At 43.8% G+C, this 21,665-nt stretch carries 21 protein-coding genes, 2 tRNA genes and 1 riboswitch; of the genes, 10 read left to right on the top strand and 13 right to left on the bottom strand.

The features are described from left to right. The first annotated feature begins 11 nt into the window (after positions 1-11). The gene (locus F6X55_RS09845; RefSeq protein ID WP_026571174.1) at positions 12-194 is read left to right on the top strand and encodes a hypothetical protein; all 183 of its coding nucleotides are present in this window, start codon (positions 12-14) and stop codon (positions 192-194) included. Positions 195-700: 506 nt separating this feature from the next. Here the strand turns inward: F6X55_RS09845 and F6X55_RS09840 are convergent. The 5 genes from F6X55_RS09840 to F6X55_RS09820 all read right to left on the bottom strand — a co-directional run bounded on the left by F6X55_RS09840 (position 701) and on the right by F6X55_RS09820 (position 6,313). Then, complete coding sequence (locus tag F6X55_RS09840) at positions 701-2,425, bottom strand: methyl-accepting chemotaxis protein (protein WP_153462993.1); 1,725 nt, start codon at positions 2,423-2,425, stop codon at positions 701-703. 84 nt (positions 2,426-2,509) lie between these two features. Beyond that, the gene (locus tag F6X55_RS20315; protein ID WP_272914942.1) at positions 2,510-3,151 is read right to left on the bottom strand and encodes a response regulator transcription factor; all 642 of its coding nucleotides are present in this window, start codon (positions 3,149-3,151) and stop codon (positions 2,510-2,512) included. A gap of 175 nt (positions 3,152-3,326) precedes the next feature. Further along, a riboswitch (cyclic di-GMP riboswitch) is annotated at positions 3,327-3,434 on the bottom strand. A gap of 199 nt (positions 3,435-3,633) precedes the next feature. Next, positions 3,634-4,470 (bottom strand): DUF1206 domain-containing protein, encoded by an 837-nt coding sequence (locus F6X55_RS09830; RefSeq protein ID WP_153462991.1) that lies wholly within the window; start codon positions 4,468-4,470, stop codon positions 3,634-3,636. A 76-nt stretch (positions 4,471-4,546) separates the two neighbouring features. Next, positions 4,547-5,707 carry a GNAT family N-acetyltransferase gene (locus F6X55_RS09825; protein ID WP_153462989.1) on the bottom strand — a complete coding sequence of 387 codons (1,161 nt, stop codon included), beginning with the start codon at positions 5,705-5,707 and terminating at the stop codon, positions 4,547-4,549. Between the two features lie 21 nt (positions 5,708-5,728). Continuing rightward, on the bottom strand, positions 5,729-6,313 hold the full coding sequence (locus tag F6X55_RS09820) for a TetR/AcrR family transcriptional regulator (RefSeq protein ID WP_026571170.1): 585 nt from the start codon (positions 6,311-6,313) through the stop codon (positions 5,729-5,731). Positions 6,314-6,458: 145 nt separating this feature from the next. Between F6X55_RS09820 and F6X55_RS09815 the strand changes: the two genes are divergently transcribed. Beyond that, complete coding sequence (locus tag F6X55_RS09815; RefSeq protein WP_153462987.1) at positions 6,459-7,001, top strand: hypothetical protein; 543 nt, start codon at positions 6,459-6,461, stop codon at positions 6,999-7,001. A gap of 178 nt (positions 7,002-7,179) precedes the next feature. Here F6X55_RS09815 and F6X55_RS09810 read toward each other — a convergent pair whose 3' ends face one another. Then, the gene (locus tag F6X55_RS09810; RefSeq protein ID WP_026571168.1) at positions 7,180-7,446 is read right to left on the bottom strand and encodes a hypothetical protein; all 267 of its coding nucleotides are present in this window, start codon (positions 7,444-7,446) and stop codon (positions 7,180-7,182) included. 211 nt (positions 7,447-7,657) lie between these two features. On the opposite strand from F6X55_RS09810, the gene F6X55_RS20310 reads away from it, so the two are divergent. The 8 genes from F6X55_RS20310 (at position 7,658) to F6X55_RS09770 (ending at position 16,628) form a co-directional block, all read left to right on the top strand. Continuing rightward, positions 7,658-8,788 carry a CdaR family transcriptional regulator gene (locus tag F6X55_RS20310; protein WP_272914941.1) on the top strand — a complete coding sequence of 377 codons (1,131 nt, stop codon included), beginning with the start codon at positions 7,658-7,660 and terminating at the stop codon, positions 8,786-8,788. Between the two features lie 94 nt (positions 8,789-8,882). Further along, positions 8,883-10,295, top strand: a complete 1,413-nt coding sequence (gene glcD / locus F6X55_RS09800; RefSeq protein ID WP_153462985.1) for a glycolate oxidase subunit GlcD — start codon at positions 8,883-8,885, stop codon at positions 10,293-10,295. Next, positions 10,292-11,626, top strand: a complete 1,335-nt coding sequence (locus F6X55_RS09795; RefSeq protein ID WP_153462983.1) for a (Fe-S)-binding protein — start codon at positions 10,292-10,294, stop codon at positions 11,624-11,626. Before glcD ends, F6X55_RS09795 begins: the two co-directional genes overlap by 4 nt. A 438-nt stretch (positions 11,627-12,064) precedes the next feature. Next, complete coding sequence (locus tag F6X55_RS09790) at positions 12,065-12,787, top strand: metallophosphoesterase family protein (RefSeq protein WP_153462981.1); 723 nt, start codon at positions 12,065-12,067, stop codon at positions 12,785-12,787. Positions 12,788-13,049: 262 nt separating this feature from the next. Continuing rightward, positions 13,050-13,538 (top strand): NUDIX hydrolase, encoded by a 489-nt coding sequence (locus F6X55_RS09785; protein WP_153462979.1) that lies wholly within the window; start codon positions 13,050-13,052, stop codon positions 13,536-13,538. Positions 13,539-13,893: 355 nt separating this feature from the next. Then, positions 13,894-14,847, top strand: coding sequence for a ribose-phosphate diphosphokinase (locus tag F6X55_RS09780; protein ID WP_026571161.1), 954 nt, complete (start codon positions 13,894-13,896; stop codon positions 14,845-14,847). A 473-nt stretch (positions 14,848-15,320) separates the two neighbouring features. After that, on the top strand, positions 15,321-15,863 hold the full coding sequence (locus tag F6X55_RS09775) for a GNAT family N-acetyltransferase (RefSeq protein WP_026571160.1): 543 nt from the start codon (positions 15,321-15,323) through the stop codon (positions 15,861-15,863). Between the two features lie 219 nt (positions 15,864-16,082). Beyond that, positions 16,083-16,628 carry a hypothetical protein gene (locus F6X55_RS09770; protein WP_153462977.1) on the top strand — a complete coding sequence of 182 codons (546 nt, stop codon included), beginning with the start codon at positions 16,083-16,085 and terminating at the stop codon, positions 16,626-16,628. A 238-nt stretch (positions 16,629-16,866) separates the two neighbouring features. Here the strand turns inward: F6X55_RS09770 and F6X55_RS09765 are convergent, their stop codons facing one another. The 7 genes from F6X55_RS09765 to F6X55_RS09735 form a co-directional block, all read right to left on the bottom strand. Further along, positions 16,867-17,628, bottom strand: a complete 762-nt coding sequence (locus tag F6X55_RS09765) for a DUF2087 domain-containing protein (protein ID WP_202616136.1) — start codon at positions 17,626-17,628, stop codon at positions 16,867-16,869. A 268-nt stretch (positions 17,629-17,896) separates the two neighbouring features. Further along, positions 17,897-18,253 (bottom strand): response regulator, encoded by a 357-nt coding sequence (locus F6X55_RS09760; protein WP_026571157.1) that lies wholly within the window; start codon positions 18,251-18,253, stop codon positions 17,897-17,899. Between the two features lie 25 nt (positions 18,254-18,278). Continuing rightward, positions 18,279-18,740, bottom strand: coding sequence for a chemotaxis protein CheW (locus tag F6X55_RS09755; protein ID WP_153462975.1), 462 nt, complete (start codon positions 18,738-18,740; stop codon positions 18,279-18,281). A 198-nt stretch (positions 18,741-18,938) separates the two neighbouring features. Next, complete coding sequence (locus F6X55_RS09750; RefSeq protein WP_153462973.1) at positions 18,939-20,036, bottom strand: acyltransferase; 1,098 nt, start codon at positions 20,034-20,036, stop codon at positions 18,939-18,941. Between the two features lie 135 nt (positions 20,037-20,171). Next, on the bottom strand, positions 20,172-21,047 hold the full coding sequence (locus tag F6X55_RS09745; protein WP_153462971.1) for a 6-phosphofructokinase: 876 nt from the start codon (positions 21,045-21,047) through the stop codon (positions 20,172-20,174). Positions 21,048-21,207: 160 nt separating this feature from the next. Next, positions 21,208-21,300, bottom strand: a tRNA-Ser gene (locus F6X55_RS09740). Positions 21,301-21,309: 9 nt separating this feature from the next. Continuing rightward, positions 21,310-21,382: transfer RNA gene (locus F6X55_RS09735), tRNA-Thr, on the bottom strand. Between the last annotated feature and the right edge of the window lie 283 nt (positions 21,383-21,665).

The following is a 21,665-nucleotide window of genomic DNA, read 5'->3' as shown; positions in this document are numbered from 1 at the left end:
AGGACGGTTTTATGAATGATTTACTATGGGGAGATGTGCTCGTACAGTTTGTTTACTTGATGATTTTGGTTTTGATTGTGCTGTTGTTCGTCTCGGTGTTCCGTTCCCAGGCGAAACGACAAAAACAGTTAGACCGAATCGAGAGAAAAATAGATCAGCTGAACAGCGGACAAAGCGCGGAGGACAAAGGATAAGCAAAGCAACATGATCGGTGAAATGATCCTCCATTTGCCCCCAAACGCTATATGCGCTAGCAATAGTTGTCATTCGCACACTTCCCATTCATGGGAGGGATTACCGGAAACATTCCGCTGCTTTTAATCTCCCTTCATAATCACAGAGTGCCTGCACTCAGATACAAACATCCATTCTAAATACGTGTTGACATGCTGTTTTGTAAAAGGGCATGCACGTTGTTGCGTATACGGATTTCTACAGGAACAGCATGGCTCGAAAACCGACAAGTTAAGCCTTTTGTATTTTTGGAGAAAGTGAAAGCAGTGTATCTAAAAGCAGCGATGGGTAGTACTCATCAAACAACCGTATAAAAGGAAGTCTGTCAAAAAAGCTTATCTTATATATAAAAGCAAAAAACCGAACGAATTCGAATGCTCGGCATTGTCGAATATCGTCCGGTTTTCCTTCAGCCACTATGTTTTTGGAACGTACCTGAGGAAAGGAATTCCCTCATTTAAAAAAGCTATAATCGAAACTGTCTTACTAATCCATTCAATTCTTCGGCCAGGCCGGAAAGCTGTTCAGAGCTGTTGGCGACTTCCTCCATCGAACTGCTGGTCTGCTGGGAAGATGCCGACGTTTGCTCTACCCCTGCAGCGGCTTCTTCAGAAATCGAAGCTATTTCTTCTATCGAGGCATTCATCTCCTGGCTCTTCGCAGCAATGGCTGCCAGGTTTCCAGAAACCATTTGGACACTTTCCACCATTTCAGAAACAGAAGAATGGATACTGGCAAATGTTTTACCAGTTTTCTCAATTTGACTGGTCCCTTGTTCAACCTCTTTATAGCCGCCTTGAAGCGATTCTGTCACATTGCTGGACTCGGTTTGGATATTGCTCACAATGTTCGTGATGTCGGTAACAGAGACTCCTACTTGTTCTGCAAGCTTTCTTACTTCATCGGCAACGACAGCGAAGCCTTTTCCATGTTCCCCCGCACGCGCAGCTTCGATCGCTGCATTCAGTGCAAGCAAGTTGGTTTGTTCAGCGATGTCTTTAATGACCGATACAAGCTTGGAGATTTCCTGTGACTGAGAATCAAGCCCCTGGACTTTTTTCACAGCGTCCTGTACAATCCCATCAATCTTTTGCATTTGTTCTATTGATGAATCCATCAAACTACTTCCGTCTTCAGTCATACCGAGGACATGACTGGATGTTTCATCGATGTGGGCACCTCTTTCATTCGCCTCCTGTACTTTTTGAGAGAAATCACCCATTACAGAAGCCAATTCAGAAGCACTGTTCGCCTGGGACTCTGATCCTGATGCCAATTCCTGCATGGTGGTGGCCACCTGCTGTGAACCGGACTTGACTTCGTTGGCCGACTGCGTCAATTCTTCACTTTGACCGCTGACAGTCTCGGAAATTCCGGCGATTTTCTCCACCATCTCCTTGAGGCTGTAACCCATTGCGTTGATCGAAGCAGCGAGACGGCCGATTTCATCTTTGCCAGCATAGTCTACTGGATCGACTGCCAGGTTTCCATCGGCAACTTGATCACTGACGTAAATAACTTTGTTCAAATTACGGATGACAGAACGGCTTATGAAGAAGACGAGCAAACCGCCCAGAATCACAGAAGCAGCTATCGCGATAAGCAATACGTTTCTAGCCAAGGCAGAACTATTTGATGCTTCCTTAATGGCCGCCTGACGGTCAGCTATAACCGTTTCGCGCAAGCTGTCCAATAATTGCACTGTTTCTGACCGCAGCTGATCTGATTCAACTTTCAAATTGGCCAGCAATGAGGCTTCGTCCTGTTCCACTGCCGGAACAATCACTTCTAAAAATAAATCGTTCATCCGCTTGTCATTCTCCTGGATCTGTGCGAATAACTCCTTTTGTTCGGACGTATCCATTTTCGCTTTCAGTTCACTTTCCAATGCATTGAATTGGTCCAGTCGTTCATTATACTCATCTATGTAGCGAGCATCGTCGTTATTCAAGTAGCTGGCGATCCGTACCGACTTGGCTCTGGTCAAGGATCCCATTTCCGTCACCTTGATCGCCCGGTCCCCTCGTCTGTCCACTTCATCGATGTTGTTACCGATGCCATTGATCAGCGTGGTGACAATACCGGCAGATATACCGAACAAAACAAAAACAACAACTAAACTGGCCCCATACTTCCAGCCAATGCTAAGATTCGAAAACTTCAGGCTGGGTAACTTAATCTTTTTCCGCATATTTTTCTACCCCTCGTTGTAGCATGCAGCAGTAAAATCTCTGGCAGCTGTATTTTGTAAGACTTCCCTTTCGATCGACCTTCTCTATAAGTAGAACCACCGTTGCCGCAATGCATACAAAACAGCATTCGTCCGGTCTGGCACTCCCAATTTTCTAAAGATAGAACTCACATGATTTTTAACTGTTTTCTCTGTGATAAATAAGAATTTGGCAATTTTGTCATTGCTAAAGCCTTTTGTCAGCAACTCCAGTACATTCCATTCTCGCTCTGTCAGAATTCCGACTGGCTGTTCTGCAACCTTGTTCGAAATTTTCAAGTAATCCTGCAATAAAACCGTCGAGAGCTTGGGATGTACATACACATTGCCATCCAATACACAGTCAACACCATTCGACAATTCCTCCGGCTGCATGCCGTTGAAAAAATAGCCGTCCAAACCTTTTTGAAACCAGTCGTTAAGCCTGGAAATGTCAGGGTTCGCAGTCCAGACAATTACCTTTTCTCCCTTTTGTTGCTGCCATTCTATCATTTCCATGACGGAATGACTGTCTGTGTCGATATCGACGATCAATAAGTCTACAGGTTCCCCACCCTGCATAAGAGAACGACATTCACTATAAGAAACCGCTTTGACTGAATGAGATGGATACTTATTCATCAAGACATTGATGATACCATCTCTTAATAGACAACGATTTTTCACCACAATAATATTCAATTCCAACTCACACCAATCTTTCCATCGTATTCCCCATAATTTCTTTCATCCCCTGTAAAAATCAAACACTCGGTTACTACAAAAAGTATTAAACCACCTCTTTTTACGAAAAATCCCAAAAAAATGGCTCTTCCTAATCAGGAACAGCCAGACATAGCTTGATTCTCAACTAAATCAAGTGTGTGGCAGCCAGGCGATCCTAGTCGCTTATGAGTAAAATGACTCATCGCTTAACCTTAGACCCTGGGCTTTGCGTCCTAACCTTTCGGCTAGTTTGCCTTTTTCAGAAGTTTATCACTCTCGTATGTAGTTCTTTAGTTAGTATACTGTGTCAATTTTCACTTTTCAACATAATTTTACAAATAATGCCGATATTTTTTTATTTCCAAAAGTTTATCGCTTGCATTTTTCAGAAAATTATGTCTTAAGGGATGGTAAACGCAAAAGAACAGCAAGGATATCCAAACAATCGACACCCTTGCTGTTCTTTAGCTTCCAAAATCCATTTTTTGATAACGTCCCCGAAAAACTTGATAAAGGCCGAACAATATGAAACCAAGTGAAACGACGCCGAGCATCCAACTGCCATACGGCTGCTGCGCAAGTTCGGACAACGTTTCATCCAGTCCTTTTGCTTTATCGGGATTTGTGGTGAGAGCTGTCTGCACAAAGAAAAAACCGATTAGGCCGAATACTATTCCCCGGGAAATCATCCCGATTTTCCCAGTGATTCTAGCGATTCTTTCTTCCTTTTCCTCCATTTCGGCCTGCTTGAACTTTTTCATGTAACTGCCTTTTATCCCGATACCTGCTTCATAGATGGCAAAACAAAAAACGACAAGGCCAAAAATCCCAAGCATCCATGGCCCAAACGGCTGGGATAGAAGTTTTGCCGACATTGTCTGCTCAGAATTCCCGCCACTTCCTGCATGTACAGCGATTTTCAGTGCCTTGAACGAGATGCCGCCATAAATCATTGCACTGATGAAGAAGCCCGTACGGATGGTCAATCCCCGTATCCCCTTTCCATAACCATCCGGATCTTTAAATGCTCTGATCAACTGCCAGACAATATAACCGAACAGTCCGAGTCCAATGATCCAAATCAGGATTTCGCCGAGGGGAAGGGCGGCAAGCGACTGGAACATTCCGCTCGTACCGGCGGTTTTCCCGCCAGAACCCGCTGCTGCCAGCAAAGCAAGGAATCCGATCAAGGCAAATACAATTCCTTGGGCCATATAGCCTATCCTGCCGAAACGCCGGATCCATGGCTTTGCCTGTTTATGTTGTTGCTCTATTTCCGCTTTCGTGGAAGGTATATCCATATTATTTCCCTTCTTTCGCAAGGATGGAAGTATAGAACCTTATTCCCTCACGAAAAAAAGCGAAACTTGCCAGTGACTAGAAAAAATCGGTAAGATACGTCTGCCTGACAGGCAATATTTCCTCTAGCAATTCTACTTCCGTGGGTTCGCCACCAATCATTCCTGCGGTATATAATTCCGAAGGCCGTTTTGTGCCAAGCAGCATCACCGTAAGCTGCTGGATGGAGCAGGAAATGCCGTGCCCCCCAGGATTTTCAGCCTCGATGTGGATAACTTGCCCATCCTCAATTCGATAACTGCCTGTATTGTCAGGCAAAAATTCGTCTTCCACCTGTAGATGAACAGGCTGCGAACTAGGGTTACGGCGAAAAGGATAAGCCTTCAGGAATGCCGGCACATCGACTATCCGGGCCATGAAATAGGGCTTGACCTCCTGTGGGAACCTCGGTTCATCTATCCTCAAAGGCAATAAATCATTCTCCGGCACTACCATTTCCACCTTTTCCACCATCGAATCATGGTTGGCGATGAATTGCATGAGTACACGCCACCCATTTAACGTCAAGTAAACAAACTCTTCTACAGTGAAGATGTCATCGTTGACATGGTAAATGAGATACCCTTCAGCCTCATCCTGCTCGTTATAGGACACAGCGATGTGCTCGTTTCCAGTGAGCACCCTTTGCTTCCACCATCGTTCATCCCTTACCAGCATGCCATTGTATTCCTGTGCAAAACGGCTATAAAGCGAATCCAGCAACGCGATATCTTTTTGCACTCTGCGGACATAGCCGTCTCCATTCCACTTTTTCTTCAACCGGTCGATTGGCAGGGAATAGTGTTTGTTTGTAAAAGCCAGCTCCCACCCATATTTTCGGTAAAATGGAAAAGAGAACGGATGCAGGAAAGACAACATCTGCCCATTTTCCTTCATGTCAAGGAGAGCATGGTGCAGCAGCCGCTTTACAACGCCCTGCCGTCGATACTCCGGCCAGGTTGCTACATTGCCGATTCCTCCCATCGCAAACTCTTTACCGTCCAGATAACAGGATAAAGAATGGAGATGCAGCTTGCCCGCTAGTCTCCCCTGTTCCATCCAGCCCCAAATTTTGTGATGTTTTGTTTCTTCTATTTTTTTCTGTCTCTCCTCATCAGACAATTTAAATTGAAAAGCAAATTGGGACAAAGCAAAAACTTCCGGAAAATCGTTTTCGGTCAAGCGCTGTATTTCTGCCATCATGATCTCCCCCTCAATTCATTACTCAAAAATAACATCCAACTGACTGGCGATGACTTTTTCCACCTGCTTTTCGGTCAACCGTTCCGGTTCCAGCATGGCGTGAAGCGCCAATCCATCGACCATTGCATACAGTCTCTCGATTTCAAGCTGCTTATCGATACCTGGCCGCAGCAAACCATTTGTTTCCATATACCCGAACATCAGCTGAATGGCGGCTAAAATGCCATCCCCTTCCTCCTTCAATAAGTGAGGATGATGCCGGGCGTAGCCGACAAACGAAAACCACACCTCCATCTCTGCTCTGGTCTGCGGGTTCGTGGGAACGATTTCGAGTAAAACATCGAGCATCTTTTGTTTGGGCGACCCATCGCGGTGGAGGATCTGCTTGATTCGTTCCGCTGCTCTTTCCTTCACTAAACGCATTGCATAAAGAATCAAATCCTCCTGATTGGAAAAATAATAGCGCAGGGCTCCTAGGGACAGCCCTGCCTTTTCTGCTATCTTGCGAACGGTAGCCCCTTCCATTCCAAATTCCAAAATGACCTGCCAGGCTGCTTCGGCTATTCTATTTCTACGCTGTTCATGATTCACTTTTTTTGGCATATTCTTACGATAGCAATTCGGAAACGAACATTCAATTATTTAGTACAATTGTATTAAATAATTGAATGTGCTATGCTGGCTTTATCTGATACAACTGTATTAAATAAGAGGAGAAGTCGATGAGAAGTTCAAGGGGGAGAAATAATTGAATTATATTGTGTGGATGATCATTGCCTGTGAAATTGCCTTCTGGATTGCAATCATTGCTGGTTTGGTCACCCGTTATTTATGGAAAAAAGAGAAAGCAGGACTCACTTTACTGGCGATGACACCGGTGATCGACTTGATTTTGCTGCTGCTGGCAGGTTTTGATTTAAACCGGGGAGCCGAGGCCACAGCAGCCCATGGTGTAGCTGCCATTTACATCGGAAGCTCGATTGCATTCGGAAAAAGTATGATAGCCTGGGCCGACCAACGCTTTCAATATTATATTCTAAAGCAGCAGGAATCAAAACCGCAAAAACGCTATGGATATCAATATGCCAGGCATTATGCCAAAGGATGGCTGCGCCATATACTGGCTTTTGCCATCGGAGCAGGGCTGCTTGCTGCCACGATTTTTATCATCGGAGATGCAGAACGGACGGAAGCTTTAACAGGAATAATCAGAGTGTGGGGGTTGGTTTTGGGAGTCGATACGCTTGCCACGATCAGTTACTTCATTTGGCCCCGGCAACGAAAAGCATAAAGCAAGCTAGACGCAAACACCTCGCCCGCCTACAATGAAAACCGGACATCTGGGGGTAACAAAAACAGAATCATAAGGGTAATTCGATTTACTCTTCTCCTCACGGATGAAGAGTTTTTTTCCGGGTGTCCTGCATTCCTTATATGTTCGCAAATTGTCCGGTTTCTGTATTATCAAATCAGCCAATCTGCTTCCGGGACTCTTTCAAGCTTGTTTCCTGTCGTTCCAGCAACAGAAGCATCTTTTCAAAAGTGGTCCCCCTTTTTTCCTGGACATCCTCCTGGAGTCTCGCTTTCAGCACAGCTTTTGTTTGATCATCCAACTTCACGATGAGCGCTTTCCACATGTCAATAAAGGTCGTTCCCGGCTCCATATGGATTTCATAAGCGAAACACGTTTTCAATACTTGGTAATACAATTCTTTCAATGCAACTTCATCCTTCATCCATAACAGGCCTCCATTCCGGTTTGGTAGTTTCTAACTGTAGTATGGACAGTAGATAGCCGGAATAAACGAAACCACTGAAAAATGTCGGCAATACAACGTTGTATACGATTGCATGTTTGTTTGCTAAAATCTTACCAAGGACTTGGATTGCCCGAGAAATTAGCGTTTTCCAGCTTTCCATCAAAACGAACACAAAGGGGATGCCACCATGTATCTGACCCCAGCTTTAGGCAGAAGAATCGTATCAGAAGTGAAGCCACTGCTCGATGAAAACATTATCATTGTCGACCCTGACGGTATCATCATTGCCAGTACTGACCCAGACCGGATAAATAGCTACCACGAGGGCGCTGTCATAGCCTGTCAAAGAAAAACAGAACTGATTCTTTCCGAAGCAGACGAAGCTGCCCTGACCGGCGTGAAGGCAGGAATCAACCTTCCGATCTATTTCGATGGATTGCCGATTGGCGTCATTGGTATCACCGGCAGTCCGGAAAAGGTCACGCCTTTTGGTTCGCTGGTAAAAAAAATGACAGAATTGCTCATTCAGGAAAATATGTATTTCCAGCAGACTGAGTGGAAAACCCGTCGACTGGAAGCCTATTTGTTCGAGTGGGTACAGCAGGAAGTTCCTGCGGAAGCATTCCTGGACAACGGACGTCTTTTAGGCATCGATATGTCCACCTGGAAACGCTGCTCCCTTATTCACTTTTCTGCTTCTGACAACCAAAACGCCTCTGAATTCTACAGAAATACCCGGGATTGGCTGGAAAAAAGAACGAATGACATGGTGCTTAGCTGGGGAAATGATTGCTGTCTGGTTATACACGATGAACCGGCATCACTTGCGACGAAGCTAGCTCCCGAATACGCTCGTTTATTGACCCGGTTCCAACAGGAATTCAAAAGGCGGTTCGGATTTTTGCCGGAGATCGGAGTGGGGCCGGCCGGTCCCCCAGGAAAAATGAGACATCTGTTTCAGAAGACGGAAAAAACATTGGCCATTGCTTTAAAAAGAGCTGCGCTCGTTTTATATGAAGATTTACTGCTGGAGCTTTGCCTGGAAGATATGACACCGGCAACCAAAACCGCCTTCATCGAACGCTGCCTGGGAAAACTTCCCCAGGATTCGACTCTCTTGACCACTTTGAATGTGTTTTTGGCCAACAACTCGCAGATTTCGGAAACAGCACGCCAGTTACAAGTCCATATCAATACGGTCCACTACCGTTTGGGCAAGATCGAAGAACTTACCGGCCATGACCCGAAGCAGCTCTATTCCCAGGTATCTTTTTATCTAGCATTATTGTTTTTGGAGGACTATACAAATCCCACTTGAATTTTCACGACATTTTTATAGGTTTCCACATATAAATCCCTGCATATTGTTATTACAATAAAAGAAAATCAGCCAATAGATAAGGAGAATGTCGATGCTGACTAACAATGCAAGGGAATTACTGACCGCCATTGTCGGGAAAGAAAACGTGGAAACTTCTCAGGCAAGCAAACTTGTTTACTCCTTTGACGCCACTCCGCAATTTCAGGCTATGCCCGATGCCATAGTGTCTCCCCGGTCCGCTTCCGAGGTTGCCCAGGTAGTTAAATGGTGCAATGAACAGGAAATTCCGGTTGTACCAAGAGGGTCAGGCACTAACCTAAGTGCCGGAACGACGCCGCTTCAGGGAGGGATCGTCCTGCTTATGAAGCATTTGGATAAAATCCTGGAAATTGATGAAGAAAATTTGACCGTGACCGCTCAGCCCGGCGTTAATACCCTGGAACTGATGGAAGCTGTCGAAGCAAAAGGGTTGTTTTATCCACCTGACCCAAGCTCCATGAAGATTTCGCAAATCGGCGGAAATATCAACGAAAACTCCGGCGGTCTTCGCGGGTTGAAATACGGGGTGACCCGTGACTATGTGCTAGGTCTTGAAGTGGTCCTCCCGAATGGAGAAAAGATCCGCACGGGCGGCAAACTGGCAAAAGACGTGGCAGGTTATGATTTAACAAGGCTGTTTGTCGGTTCTGAAGGGACCTTGGGAATCATTACGGAGGCAACATTGAAACTGATTCCGATGCCGGAAACGAAAAAGACGGTCCTGGCGCTTTATGAGGACATGGAAGCAGCTGCACGTACCGTCTCTAAAATCATCGCCAGCAAAATCATTCCGTCCACCCTCGAGTTTTTGGATCAACCTACCGTCAAAGTGGTCGAAGACTTCTCCAAAATCGGTCTGCCGACTCATGCCAAGGCTGTCCTGCTGATCGAGCAGGATGGAGATGCTGCTGTTGTCGAAAAAGATATTGCCCGTATCCTTTCGATTTGCGAGGAAAATCAGGCAATCGAGGTGAGCATGGCCGCTTCCGAGGCGGAAGCAGAAGCACTGCGTACGGCAAGGAGGTCCGCTTTATCAGCACTTGCCCGGTTAAAACCGACAACCATCCTCGAGGACGCTACGGTTCCTCGTTCGGAGATTGCCAACATGGTGTATGCCATCAACCAAATAGCAGAAAAACATCAGGTCGAAATTTGTACCTTCGGCCATGCCGGGGACGGCAATTTACATCCCACCTGCTTGACGGATGCCCGGGATAAAGAGGAAATGGAACGAGTCGAGCAAGCCTTCGAGGAAATTTTCACTACTGCCGTGGCACTTGGCGGAACGATAACTGGCGAGCACGGTGTCGGTGCCATGAAAGCCCCTTACCTGCATCTAAAGCTCGGTGAAGCCGGAGTGGAAGCCATGCGTTCCATCAAGCAAGCATTCGACCCGAAAAATATCATGAATCCGGGTAAGATGTTTGCCAACGAAAATCGCAAAAGGGTGGTGGTCAAACAATGAAAACAGTAGAGAAGCAACGGATCCAACAACAATTTCAGGAAAAAATGGATTACGATGAATTACTCAACTGCATGCGTTGCGGCTTTTGCCTGCCCAGCTGTCCTACCTATATTGAATCGGGTAAAGATGAAGCGCACTCCCCCCGCGGGAGAATAGCACTCATGAAAGCGGTCGTCGACGGAGAGATCGAACCAGATGAAGATGTCAAACGTTCGTTGGATATGTGCCTCGGCTGCCGGGCTTGCGAACCGGTCTGTCCATCCGGGGTGAACTATGGCCATTTACTGGAACAGGCACGGGATATCATCTATCAAAATCAAAAGCAATCCTTACCCGTCCAGGCCGTTCGAAAAGCGGCATTCCAAGGTTTATTCCCCCACCAACAACGCATGATCGGACTCACCGGCCTGATCGGTTTTTACCAGCGTTCGGGCTTGCGGACTGTTGCCCGAAAATCCGGCATGATGAAGCTGCTCCCCGAATCGATGCAGTTGATGGAAAGAGTGCTGCCGGATGTTCCGACAAGCAAATCCATGAAACAACGGCCAAGGCATTTGCGGCCGGCTGTACCAGTAAAAAAGCGGGTCGCATTTTTCGCAGGCTGTCTAATGGACACTGTCTTCCTTCCGACCAATGAGGCAACGACGAAGCTTTTGCAGTACGTCGGCTGTGAAATCGTCGTTCCGGAAGCCCAGGCATGCTGTGGTGCCCTGCATGGCCATAGCGGGGAAAAACAGCAGGCAAAATCGATGGCAAAACGCAATATTGCCGCATTCGAAGCAGCTGAAATAGATTATATTATCACCAACGCTGGAGGCTGTGGCGCCTTTTTAGTCGATTACAGTCATTTATTGAAGGATGAGCCGGAGTGGAAAGATCGTGCCGAAGTTTTTTCCAGCAAGATAAAAGATATATCCAGTGTTTTAGTGGAGTTGGGTTTTGATAAATTTTCTTTGTCACTTCAAGACGAAATCATCACTTATCAGGATTCCTGTCACTTGAAAAATGTCCAAAAAACGTTCATGGAGCCAAGGAAATTGTTGTCTTCCATCGAAGGAGCGCAATATGTGGAGATGAAGGATGCCGGACGTTGCTGTGGATCGGCAGGCATCTACAATCTTGTCGAAACAGAGATGTCCATGCAGATTCTTGATTATAAAATGGAACAAACAAAAGCGACAAAGGCAAAGACGATTGTGACAGCCAATCCAGGCTGCCTGCTGCAGATGAAATTAGGGATTGAAAAAGAAGGCCTTTCCGACCAGATGAGGGCTGTCCATATTGTCGATTTGCTTCTGGAGGCTTACGAGAACGCAAATCCTCCTGCTTGATTCACACAAACGAGGCATCTTAAAAGAGCTTTGGACAAAAGCATCGCCACCAAAATAAAAACCGAACGATTCGTTCGGTTTTTTTGATTAGCAAAAAACAAACCGCTCTACCCTTCTCTCATGAAAAATGCAACGTTCCACTCCGGCAAGGTACTTCGCTTTCTGAGGAAGTTGAAGCCTTGCCCGTGGAACGCGTAGTATCTTGCCGTAGCGATTCCAAGCACACATCAAACAACAGGATAAAACAAGAGATACAACTAAAAACCGAGCTAATTCATAAGTATTTAGAATCTTTTGGTATTTTCTTTAGTGGCCATGCTTTTGTCCCGTCCTCTTTTGATTAAAGTCGGGAATAACGCAGATGGCTGCACAACTTTTTTATGAGCAAAGGAAATCTGCTACGATAAACTAAAGACACCAAAGGAAGGAGAGATAATCATGAAAATTGCATGTATATCCGATATCCATGGCAACGCCGACGCCCTCGATGCTGTGCTGCAGGATATCGAAAACCAGCAAATCGAAAAAATCCTCGTATTGGGAGACATCGCTTTTCGTGGACCCGAACCAAAGCGGTCGATCGAACGAGTCCGCAATCTCGATACGGACGTGATAAAAGGCAATGCAGATGAATGGGTCGTTCGGGGAATCAAAGAAGGAGAAGTGCCGGATAAAGCATTAGAGCTGATGAACAAAGAGCGGGACTGGACGGTATCCCAGCTAGAACAACGTGAGGTCGACTACTTAGCCGGACTTCCAAACCATAAGCAGCTGGAGATAGACGGCATATCCGTCCACGCCTTCCACGCCACGCCCGACAGTCTATTTGAGATAGTGCCACCAGATGCAGATGACAACACCGTTGAATCCAAGCTGTTTAAAGAACAGGCAGACGTCTATTTGTATGGACATATTCATAAATCTTACATCCGGACAATCAAAGGAAAAACGGTTGTCAATCTCGGAAGTGTCGGCCTTCCTTTTGATGGGATTGCGAAAGCCTCATACGCCATTATCGAAATCAAGGACGGAACGGTAAGCGCAACAATGAAAAAAGTTGCTTATGATGTGGAGAAGACGATAGAAAAGTATCGCCAGAACCATTATCCCAATACTGACATGATGGAGAAGGTTGTCCGCCAAGCCGCCGTTCCATCATAAAAACAGCTCTTAAACAGTCTATCAGAACTTTCGATAGACTGTTTTTATGCTTCGCCCTTTCTTCTTGGTAAATTATGTTAGTATGGTAGGTGGAGAGAATGCCTTTTTGCCCATAACAAATGTGCAGACTGCCACATCATCATGAGGACGTTCTTAGAAAAGCTGCAAAGAAGGCCTTCTTTTTCCAGAGAAATGGTTGAAATGGACAAAGCAACATCCTATAAAACAGCTTATCCTGAAAAAACAAAAAGGAGGTTATCTAATGTCGCAAACCGAAACTATTTTTGAAGTTCCAATCAGTTGCCGAGGAATTGCGGTCGTTCTGTTAAAGAAAATCGACGACCTCTATCATGTTTTATTGGTTAAACGGAAAAGCAAAATCCTAGATGGTGCCTGGTGCTACATCGGAGGAAGCATCGAAAACGGAAAAAAAGCCTCGGAAGCCGCCTTGCGGGAGATTAAAGAAGAAACCGGTATAAATGAAGTGATTTTGTATTCTGCCAATAGATTCTATCAATTTTACTCCCCACAGGAGGAATACATCTATATGGCACCCGTATTTGTCGGTTACGTTGACAGTCGGCACCATGTAAAACTTAATCATGAACATAGTGCGTACAAATGGCTGCCGGTTGAAGAGGCCATTGAGACTGTAACCCTTCCAGGAAACGATGAAGTCCTCGCCTTTATCGATAAACACTTTATTCAGAGAAGGCCTTCTTCTTTCCTTCGTATAAGCAAGGAATTGTAAACAGATCAAATGCTTAAGACGTATCTCTATATTGGAGGGACCCTCCACCATATGTCCTGGAAGTAAATCATGCAGATGGTTCGTTCAGAAACTTCAGAACTTCGATTCCCATTGGATACTGCATGGACAATACCGGAACAATGGGTGAGTTCCAACAAAGTAGCATCTTCTCTAACATTCTATTTGCAAACAAGCCCTCCCTCATAAGGAAACGTCTAGTGAACGACACACTGCTTACAGCTTGTTTCCCCTAATCGTTTTTGAGATAATAAAAGCAATACATGGACAAGATGTTACCTGACAAATCAATGGTACATAAAAGCAGCATAGCCCTGTAAACAAGGAGGAATCAAGTGTGACGAGAGACTTCCAGGAATCAAAAATGAAAGTTTTTTCGTTGAGCTCCAACCTGCCACTGGCTGAAGAGATAGCCGACAATATGGGTGTAGAGCTTGGAAAAAGTACGGTGACAACCTTTAGTGACGGTGAAGTGCGCATCAGTATCGAAGAAAGTGTACGCGGATATGATGTCTTTGTCATTCAGTCCACGAGCGAACCGGTAAACCAACATATTTTAGAATTACTGATTATGATCGATACATTAAAAAGAGCTTCTGCTAAAACCATCAATATTGTCATTCCCTACTATGGGTATGCAAGACAAGACCGCAAAGCAAGACCGAGGGAACCGATCACTGCAAAGCTTGTCGCAGACTTGATTCAGGAAGCAGGTGCTTCAAGGGTCATCTCTCTGGACTTACATGCGCCGCAAATTCAGGGATTTTTCAACATACCGGTCGACCAACTGGCCGGCATTCCGATTTTGGCAAGTTATTTGCAGGAAAAACAATTTGAGGATGTAGTCGTCGTATCTCCAGATCACGGCAGTGTATCACGCGCACGCCAACTGGCTGATCACTTGAAAGCACCGATCGCGATTATCGACAAGCGCGGTCCCCGTGAAACAGAGGTCGGCGAATCGAACATCGTCGGAAATATCGAAGGGAAAACAGCTGTCCTGGTCGACGATATCGTCGATACCGGGACACGTATGACCAGTGGAACGAAAGCGTTAATGGCGAAAGGCGCCAAGGAAGTCTATGCCTGCTGCACGCACCCCGTGCTTTCAGGTATTGCCATTGAAAAAATCAATCAATCCGAGTTAAAAGAATTAATTGTCACCAACAGTATCCCGATTCCGGAAGAAAAGCACCTCGACCGGATTACCCAGCTGTCGGTCGCACCGTTGATGAGCGATGCCATCACCAGAGTGTTCGAAGACCGTTCAGTCAGCCCGTTGTTTGACTGAATAAGAAAGCAGACCTATTGTTATTTAACCGGGGCTGTTTTGGAGTACAAATCGTAAATGGTTCATTAAAGAGCAGTCCAAGTTACAATTGAATTGGACTGCTTATTTTCATTGAGACAAAGGTTATAAAAAAACGCAAATCAGCATAGGAATTGACACTCCTTTCAGCAATAGGACAGCATCTATTCTCAGCTATCGGTCCAGTATTTCCAAAAACGTTTTAATACTCTCAATTTTACAATTTTTAGAGTTTTTAATGGATAAACTGTTAAGATCAAAGGAGGTATTTCAACTGACGGGGCAGTTTAATACAACTTTAGAGTTATTGCGAAATCACCTTTTTATGCCATATTATTTTACTTAAAAAAGATTAGACAGATTAAAAAGGTAGGCAAAAAATCGGGTAATGCATATTAGTAAACTATTACGCCACAAAAAAATCAATTTAAATTTATACATAGGAGAAAATTAATATGAGCCCTACAGATAAAAAAATTTATATCGCCTTTTACGATGATTCAGATGCAAATGCCTTGCTGGATTTACACTTGAGAAATGGTGAGTTATTTCAGAAATATTCCCCAACCTTTAGCAATGACTATTATACCCTTGAAGCAAAGCGTAAATATATTAGCAATTCTATAAAGCAGAGGGAAGAAGATAAACAATATTCCTTTGGTATTTTCTTAAAAGATGGCGATAAATTGATTGGAGAAGTATCCCTGTCTCGTATATCCCGAGGTGCACTCCAAAGAGGTTTAATCGGTTATTCCTTAGACAAGCAATATAATGGCAGAGGGCTTACCACTGAAGCAGTCACCTTGGCAGTAGATTTTGCTTTTAATGAACTAAAACTACATCGTATAGATGCAGGAGTAATGTTAAGCAATTTAGGTTCAATGCGAGTATTAGAAAAGGCTGGTTTTCATAAAGAAGGTATAGAACAAAAGGGTGTAAAAATTAATGGTCAATGGGAAGACCATCAGATATTTGCCATAATATCAGACAATAACTAAACTTTATTTGGTGAAGAATGTCCTTATATTATGATAGAGTATCTCATTTAACTTCAAAAACGAGATTGTGAAACAAAATACTTAAACTATTTGTGCAATAGCTGAACAAAAATTTATCGAGTATGGCAGCCCTATTCCGAAAAGGGCAGATTGGTAAAGTTTGAAAGAGACAATAAGTAGGATAAAATTTTTATAATAAATCATGTTGGAGGTGCTGCAATGAATGACACAATTAAGTCCTATTTTGAAAACCTTGAATCCCCAGACAAAAATTCACAATACGAAGCATTTCAGAATATAATTCATGCAACCAATGGAAAAGTGGACTGGGCTTATGAAGTTTGGGACGAATTGATTGACTGGCTTACTGACAAGGATAATCATCGTAGATCCAGAGCAGGACAGTTTCTTTCGGCATTAGCAATTAGTGACCCTGAAAAAAGGATGCTCCATGATTTTCCAAAGCTCTGGGAAGTGACAAAAGATTCGAAATTTGTAACTGCTCGCCATACTTTACAATCGATTTGGAAGGTAGGATTAGCAGGACAAGAACAAAGAGAAATGCTCCTTAACCACATTATTGATAGGTTTAAAAATGGAATGAATGAAAAGAATCATACTCTAATCCGATACGATATGATGGTGGGTTTGAAAAAATTATATAATGAAGTAACGGACGAACAAATTAAGGAAATAGCGATGGATCTGATTGAATATGAAGAAGATAGTAAATATCGAAAGAAGTATATGTCCGCTTGGAAATAAGGAAGATAGCGTCACCTTTTTTTATAACTAACATACGGAATGGTTCCCCACTCCAGTAACGAGCAGAGTCAGATTCTCTCCTGTCAAGCGTCCTTTTGCTATGCTTTGACATAAACTCCTGTATTTTGGGGAGCCATTCAAGAATCAAATTTCATGCCATCTTTTCTATCGAGTGATTTGGTATGGATTCGCTTACTCGATGGCTTCCCTTTTCAACTTTCAACTGTCTCTTCCAACCTTAGTCTTTTATCCAATACTCCCTACAATCCCTACTACGTTCCATAAAGCCATATTCAATAAGGTACCTTCTGATGGTCGCAAAATCATTGTATATTGTTTTCAATATGCCGTTGACTTCTTTTTCCGTGTACTTTTTATCACGCTCAAAACGATTTACAATGTTTTGTAATACAATCAACTTTCTTTTTTCCTTGCTTGGAAACTTATCTAACTTTCCATCAGTTCCTTGTTTAAAATAGGTTGATAAAACCTTTTCTTTCTCTTTTTCTGTGGTTGCATATCGATCATCCACCATCTTTGCCCCCTTATGAAATTGCACAAAATTATCTTCCCTTTGGTTATCCGACTGTTTATTCAAAAGGTTCATAATCGCTAGAAAGACCTTTGCCTGTTTTTCTTTCTCTTTCAGTTTAAAGCGATGATTTCTCACCGTAGATGGACTCCCCACATTTAGCTCCCTCACGATTTCTTTGTCACTGAATCCCTTGCTGAAAAAGTGAAGCAATTCTTTTTGATGATCAGATAACCCGGTGTACTTTTTGTCCATTTTAAGCAGGTAATCAAATACAGAGTGATGCATGTCCTTTATGTGTCTTGCAACTGCTTTTTTGGCTTCATACAAAGTTCCATCCATCGGATAAATAATTCCCTCCACATACCTTGATCCACAGAGAAGGCACACATATTGTCCATCCGAGTGGACATACCCATATGAAATTTCCTCAACGTTCGCTTTCCAAAAACGCTCTTCTTCCGTAATAATAAACAACTCCTTATTTTGTTTATTAATATAAAAACAATTTAATGCTTTGTTTATTTAAATGCAATAGTAATTTTCTGAATATTAGGACGTCGCAAAAGAAAGCAGCAATAAATTCTATAAGGAACCACACTTTTTCCGTAATGCTTCTTCTAATCTGAGCAAGAAAAAACAGACCAAATCATCTGTGATCTGGTCTGCTTTCGCCCGGTATAGATGTTTCCTCTGTCCCTTTCTGGAAACATCACGCGCTGTATGTATCTTTGCCTCATAAAAATTTTTGCAAAGCTTGCTCCACTCTTTCCGCCGTAAACGGTTTGACGATAAAATCTTTTGCACCTGCTTTAATAGCTTCGACAACCATTGCCTGCTGGCCCATGGCCGAACACATGATGATATTGGCGCTATCATCGAACTGTTTGATCGCCTGCAATGCTTCTACACCATTCATTTCCGGCATGGTTATATCCATCGTCACCAAATCCGGCTGCAGTTCTTTGTATTTGTCGACTGCTTCCTGGCCGTTAGTTGCTTCCCCGACTACTTCCAGCCCAATTTTGCCTAAAATATCTTTGAGCTGCAATCGCATAAAGGCTGCGTCATCGGTTACGAGTACGCTCTTCATGTGAAAATCCCCCACTCTGTTATCATTAATCTTCGTTTATTTCTTTGACTTCTTCCATTTCTTTTGTATCAAAGATGCTTGCAAAGTCAAGCATGATCAACAATCGATCGTCCAATTTAGCCACTCCTCTTAAAAACTCGGAGTGGACTCCTCCGGCCATACTTGGCGTTGGATCGATGATTTCCGGATCAATGTCGATCACGTCTTTTGCTTCATCGACAATCATTCCTGCCGTCACTCCATCAATCTCGATGATCAGGACTCTCGTTTCTTCACTATAATCTTGATTTCCCAAATTCAACCGTTCTTTCAAATCGATAACCGGAATCACCTGGCCGCGCAAATTGATAATGCCTTTAATAAAATCGGAAGTGTTCGGCACCTCTGTCACATCGACTAATCGCTCAATAGAACGCACTTGCTGAATGTCCACGCCATACTGTTGCTGTTTCAGTTGAAAAATGATTGTCTTGACTGCCGTCTGCATCGTGATTCCCCCTGTTTCTATCCATCTTCTATCCTCCATTCAAAAGACAAATTCCTGCTCAGAATGTAAGCAAAATGAATAGACCTTATTATCTAGTAATATTAGACTATTAACCATGATTTTTCAACAAAATTTTACCATTTCCCCATACTTTTTTTATCTGCCAAGGCTTTATCTCCAACGATATTCAGCCACTGATCAACTTTTCTTCAAGGGCGGTTTTCCTTCCCACTGAATCCATTTTTCCGGATGAAAAAATTGATATTTTCCTGATTGCAACAATTGATACAAAAAGTAAGAGCTGACGTAGACAAAAGGAACAAACATTACACCGTAAAGGATATGCTGTTTCCACCATTCAAGCCCGAGGGCAGCCAGGACAAGATGAGACAAACTGATGACAAGCGGATGGATGACAAATATCCCGATCGTGTTCCTGCCGATTTTGTTGATTAAGGTGCCTTCTCCTATATTCCGATACTTGAGCAAAGCAGCAAATATGGCCAGGCTTAGTGGAATCGTAATGAAAAAGTATTCCTCCTTGCTTCCGTCCAGTTGCTCCATCGTCCAAGTACGCTCCAATAATTGCAGAAAAAACAACGCCGGAATGACCACCGTATATACAGAACCGTTGATTCGCGATGCCAGTATCTCGAATTTCTGATGGTTCAAGCCAATAAAACTGCCGAGCGACACATAAAACAATCCAAAAAAGAAAGGGTCTCTTGTATTGAAGGACATTTCATAGAAGTGGGAATACCCCTGGCCGGTCAAGCCGAGCAAATGCAGAAAAAAACTGGCCGCCAGCAGCAAACCGGCCGTTCGCATCCGTTGAAAAAAGTAGACGATGACCGTTGCCCAAATAAGCGCAGGCAAAAACCAGAGGTGATACTGAGTATTACTGACTCCGTATACGAAAACCTCTCTAGTAAGAAGACCGGCGATATATTCATGGGTTTGCTGATTTATCAATCCTCCGCTCTGCCAGGCAGTTTTACCGTAATCGTACAAAGCATAAATCAGGAACCATGAAGCATACAAGAGGATCAATTTTTTTATATAGGAAAGAAAATAATGAAACGTTCGTCCTCTGCCGTTTGTTTTCATTGTAAACAAAAATCCGGAAGCCATAAAAAATAATGGCACACTGAACCTGGCAAACACCTTCAACACCGTATCCAATTGGCTGCCGTCCATCATGCCGGCCTGGACTTCTTCAAATGCCCGGGCATGAATAAACACTATGCCCAGCATGGCAAAAAACTTGCCGAAATCAATGGAATGATAGCTTTTCAAAAGTGTACCTCCTTCCCCGCCAGAATACCTTTAATAGGAGGATACCCGATTCCACAACAATTTAGGCTAGCTATGACAAAACCATTTTATTATAAAAAGCGGCAGTGTTTCTCAAAACACTGCCGTTTCATGAGACTAATACAATTGTACGTCCACTTTGTTCGATTTAATAAGTAACTTTCCGCTGGCTTGGTCATTGCGCACCCACTCCACGATTCCCGCGGCCAGCTTCATTGCTGTGATGCGATCCCGTGCGGTCGGTTCTGGTCCCATGCAAAGGGCTTCATCAATTTTATGTGTTTTCCAATCGATTGCGATGTCTGCCATCCATTCACTTGGAATTCGCTCAGCGTCGATTCGCTCGTCAAACAACAAAAAAGCATATGTCTGGCCTGAGTCAAAATCTTCTTTGAGGGATTTTTTCAGCTGTTCAAGGTGGTTTTCTTCGAAGTCATGATTCAAGACGTGTCCACCGATCGCAATCGCCACTTCCTCCAGGACCTGCCGGGACACACTACCTTCAAGCTGTACTCCCAACAATCGAGGATTTGGGTATTTCAGTGAATCGATGGTATCCCTTATCCTTAATATACTGTCAATCATATAGTTGACTGCCGTGTCATAGCCCAAAGGCTGATCTGTTCCCTCTATCGTTTGATTAATAGATACTGGAAGGAATAAACAGCTCGTGCTATCGAACATCCTGCTCAACGCTTTAACGGAAGCTTCCGCCTGCTGCGGACCAATCATCACAACAGCATCAAATTCTGCCAGTTCTTTCAAACCATCGGGGACTTTCGGGAGAGTGGAAAGCTGCAATAAGTTCTTGAAATCCACAAACGTACCGGCGACATTTTCGTCAGCAAAATTTTTATATGTAAGCGCCCCCGATTGAGCATCAAGACGAATTCCAGTGACTGTATGGGCTTGCAAAAGATCGGAAACAACTTTATGTAGTAATTGATTGACACCGGCTGGCGCCATTTCAAAATTGATGATCCCTATGTTCATTAGTACCGCCTCGCTTCCTGATGTTGTCTACCGCTTATTATACAAAAAATCAACCTGAAAATCAGATTGGAATTAACAAAAGGTATGGATTGAATGAAGAAGATGGGTTCGTTTAGAAGGGAAGGCTGGCAAATTAGTGCGAGGAAAATATAAAGTAAAGTGGCGGAGAAGGTGGGATTCGAACCCACGCGGCGGTAACCCGCCCTAATGCATTTCGAGTGCATCCCCTTCAGCCGGACTTGGGTACTTCTCCATATACAAGTGCTGGTGAGAGGACTCGAACCTCCGACCCCTTCATTACGAGTGAAGTGCACTACCAGCTGTGCTACACCAGCAAGTCTTTTAAAAGCACATAGAAAATAATAATACATTTTCTGTTTTTCTTCAACCAACTTGCTGTGTTTCCGGCAAATTTTTTCGATGAAGTGGAAATTCTCGTTACCATTTGGATGCTCCAACCCTTTTTAAGTAAACCACAGATTTTTGGAAACAGACCTCCGAAAAACAGTCCCCACGAAAGAGAGCAGGAAACTTCCCCAGCTTTTCTGCCATTGATGAATTGTTGATGGTGGCTGTCACACAAATTATGTTTTCTTTTATAAAAGATGCATTCAACTT

It is taken from the genome of Sediminibacillus terrae, from assembly GCF_009602435.1.
Taxonomy (GTDB): domain Bacteria; phylum Bacillota; class Bacilli; order Bacillales; family Amphibacillaceae; genus Sediminibacillus; species Sediminibacillus terrae.
The sequence above is the reverse complement of the archived record's forward strand: the minus strand, read 5'-3'. Positions and strand labels throughout refer to the sequence as shown.

Bases quoted from the DNA above. Each gene is read 5' to 3' on its own strand.
- F6X55_RS09845 (WP_026571174.1), top strand. From the start codon at position 12: ATGAATGATTTACTATGGGGAGATGTGCTCGTACAGTTTGTTTACTTG.
- F6X55_RS09840 (WP_153462993.1), bottom strand. From the start codon at position 2,425: ATGCGGAAAAAGATTAAGTTACCCAGCCTGAAGTTTTCGAATCTTAGC.
- F6X55_RS09830 (WP_153462991.1), bottom strand. From the start codon at position 4,470: ATGGATATACCTTCCACGAAAGCGGAAATAGAGCAACAACATAAACAG.
- F6X55_RS09825 (WP_153462989.1), bottom strand. From the start codon at position 5,707: ATGGCAGAAATACAGCGCTTGACCGAAAACGATTTTCCGGAAGTTTTT.
- F6X55_RS09820 (WP_026571170.1), bottom strand. From the start codon at position 6,313: ATGCCAAAAAAAGTGAATCATGAACAGCGTAGAAATAGAATAGCCGAA.
- F6X55_RS09810 (WP_026571168.1), bottom strand. From the start codon at position 7,446: ATGAAGGATGAAGTTGCATTGAAAGAATTGTATTACCAAGTATTGAAA.
- F6X55_RS20310 (WP_272914941.1), top strand. From the start codon at position 7,658: ATGTATCTGACCCCAGCTTTAGGCAGAAGAATCGTATCAGAAGTGAAG.
- glcD (WP_153462985.1), top strand. From the start codon at position 8,883: ATGCTGACTAACAATGCAAGGGAATTACTGACCGCCATTGTCGGGAAA.
- F6X55_RS09795 (WP_153462983.1), top strand. From the start codon at position 10,292: ATGAAAACAGTAGAGAAGCAACGGATCCAACAACAATTTCAGGAAAAA.
- F6X55_RS09790 (WP_153462981.1), top strand. From the start codon at position 12,065: ATGAAAATTGCATGTATATCCGATATCCATGGCAACGCCGACGCCCTC.
- F6X55_RS09785 (WP_153462979.1), top strand. From the start codon at position 13,050: ATGTCGCAAACCGAAACTATTTTTGAAGTTCCAATCAGTTGCCGAGGA.
- F6X55_RS09775 (WP_026571160.1), top strand. From the start codon at position 15,321: ATGAGCCCTACAGATAAAAAAATTTATATCGCCTTTTACGATGATTCA.
- F6X55_RS09770 (WP_153462977.1), top strand. From the start codon at position 16,083: ATGAATGACACAATTAAGTCCTATTTTGAAAACCTTGAATCCCCAGAC.
- F6X55_RS09760 (WP_026571157.1), bottom strand. From the start codon at position 18,253: ATGAAGAGCGTACTCGTAACCGATGACGCAGCCTTTATGCGATTGCAG.
- F6X55_RS09755 (WP_153462975.1), bottom strand. From the start codon at position 18,740: ATGCAGACGGCAGTCAAGACAATCATTTTTCAACTGAAACAGCAACAG.
- F6X55_RS09745 (WP_153462971.1), bottom strand. From the start codon at position 21,047: ATGAACATAGGGATCATCAATTTTGAAATGGCGCCAGCCGGTGTCAAT.